We start from the raw sequence: 2233 nt of genomic DNA, 5'->3' as shown, positions 1-2233 counted from the left end.
GGTAATCAGCCACAGCCGACCATCGTCGTAATAGGCCCCTTCGAACATTGCCGCATCCTCCAGATCAAGGTAAAGGCTGCCACCGGTGCGGAAACGTCGGGCCCGGTATCCGGTCTCAAGCTGATCGACTATCCAGAATCCCAGGTCGATAGGAATTGCAGCAGTCGGGATATGGGGCGCATCGTGCTCGCTGATCATCACGGTACGCACAGCCCCTGATGTCCGGACGCCAATCGCCAGGTTACCCAGCCAGAGGGAGTCTTCCTCTTCATAGACCCACTTATCTCCATTGAAGCCCAATAGTCGGCTGCCATCCGGCAGGCGGGTCACGTTGATCTCGTCTGCTACCAGGAAGGCGAGGCTCTTCCCGGCGGAATCAATCCGGCTGACGGCAATCCCGCTCTCCGCCCCGGAGTTCAGGCGGGTGGAGGGGTGCGTGTCACCGTCGAAGCTCAGTAAGCGCTGGGGATTATCGGCCTTGCGGTCCGGGTTGGCATCGAAGAAACCATCATTCCCGGCGTACCACATATCCCATAACCAACCCCGGGTGGGATCAACAAAGATAGCCGTGGTGGGAAAGCCGATATCCACCGCGCCATCGGCCTCCACCAGGGCCACTGCCCGGGCCTCGGGATCATCGTTGATACCCTGCATGAAGGGAGTATAGCGGGACTCGTCCACGTGCCAGATGAGCAGTCCGCTGCCGGGAAGGCCTATATCGTAATTATGTATCGCAGTGATTACACCGTTAACGATATCAACCCTTACCGAGTCCACCAGATAATCGAAATAGTGCGGCAAGGTGTAGCTGCCGTCAAGGTTCTCGATGCGGTTACGGTACCGGAGGCTGTCCAGGCTTACCCCCGGCAGCACCCAATTAAGCCGGTTCTCAACCAGAAAATATTCGTCGGTGCTTAAAGTGATCCGGCCGATTTGGCCCTCGGGTAGGTGGCGTGCCGCCAGCGCGATATCTCCTTCCAGCTCCACCGTTTGCTCGCCCAGGTAGGTTCGGGTCCAGGCGGTGGGCGGCGCCGGGATTACGCCCTGGCCATTATTGGAACCCACGTCCATGAGGCCGAAAACGCCAATCCCGGTTTCCCCGTCATCGGTATCGAACAACGGCGGGAAGCCCAATGCATAGCCCATCAGCAAGGCGAAAGTCCCCGTAAGGCCTATTTGCAGATCGCAATAGTCGGTCTCACCGAAGAAAATGTCCTCAACAATGTCGTAATAAATGTGATTCTGACCTTCAGGCAGGAGAATGCCGGGGCGGTCAAAGAGAACGCCATCGGGAGGAAGGGGGATGCCCGCCGTGCCGAGAGCCTCAGCTATCATCTCCAGATCAATGTAGGCACTGGGGATGTCCAGCGGCGTTGGATCCAGCATTGGATAGGCAAAGTCCTGTCCCAGGCCGGCGTGGAATACCACCACCATGTTATAGTCCAGTACATTGACTTCACTGTCAGCGGCAGCGGTGAGACTTTCCGCGAATAGCGCCACCAGCAGGGCATCACTCGAGTCCTCATCGACTACCGGCCGGTAGCTAGCCATTTCCCCCAGGACGATGGGTTCTTCCCCTTCAGGGAATACTGAGCTGTGCGCCAGGTCAAAAGTGACCCGGCCCCGCGTGACCTGCTGGTAGTAGTTCGCTATCGCCTGCAATTGGGCATAAAAGTAGGCCGCGTCATGCGGCGGCCGATCTACATGAAAACCATCACAGCGGAGCGAATCGTCCGCCGTAAGCTCCATCAGAAAGGTCCCATCACCGGTAGTAGAGAGATTATCGTCTCGGGTAAAGGCTACACGCAGGGCAAGGATGGTGAGGTCTTTAGTTTGCTGGCTATGAGTTGCTGCCGCCGGTCCTGCTGACAGCCCGTATAAACTCAATCGGGGCACTGTCTGGCCATTCAGCGTGACGAGCAGAAGCAGAATCAACACGGGCTGGATAGAAAAAATCCCACACTGGGGCCAGCGTGGGATTTTACTGGAAATCATCGAGGGCGCTTAAAAGGCCATGTTCAGGGAGAAGCGCATAGTATTGGTCAACGGGTGCCCCTCCTCCCCATAGATATAGCCAAAGTCGAATCCATAGGGACCGTAATGGATTCCAGCCCCGAAAGTGGGATTATTAAATTTACCGAGCTTGTCATAGATGAACCCGGCCCGAATGGCGAAATAAGTCGAGTACCAGTACTCGATCCCGGCATTGTGGGTGATGGTATCCAACTCGTCC

At 56.7% G+C, this 2233-nt stretch carries 2 protein-coding genes; both read right to left on the bottom strand.

Features of this window, described 5'->3' with window-relative positions; translation table 11 throughout:
* Positions 1–1995: hypothetical protein (locus tag ACETWG_08055; GenBank protein ID MFB0516542.1), on the bottom strand; the 1995-nt coding region annotated here is incomplete at its 3' end.
* Positions 1996–2004: 9 nt separating this feature from the next.
* On the bottom strand, positions 2005–2233 hold a 229-nt coding region (locus ACETWG_08050; GenBank protein ID MFB0516541.1), incomplete at its 5' end, for a hypothetical protein.

The sequence above is a fragment of the Candidatus Neomarinimicrobiota bacterium genome (genome assembly GCA_041862535.1).
Lineage (GTDB): Bacteria > Fidelibacterota > Marinisomatia > SCGC-AAA003-L08 > TS1B11.
This window is presented reverse-complemented; position numbering and strand designations above follow the sequence as displayed.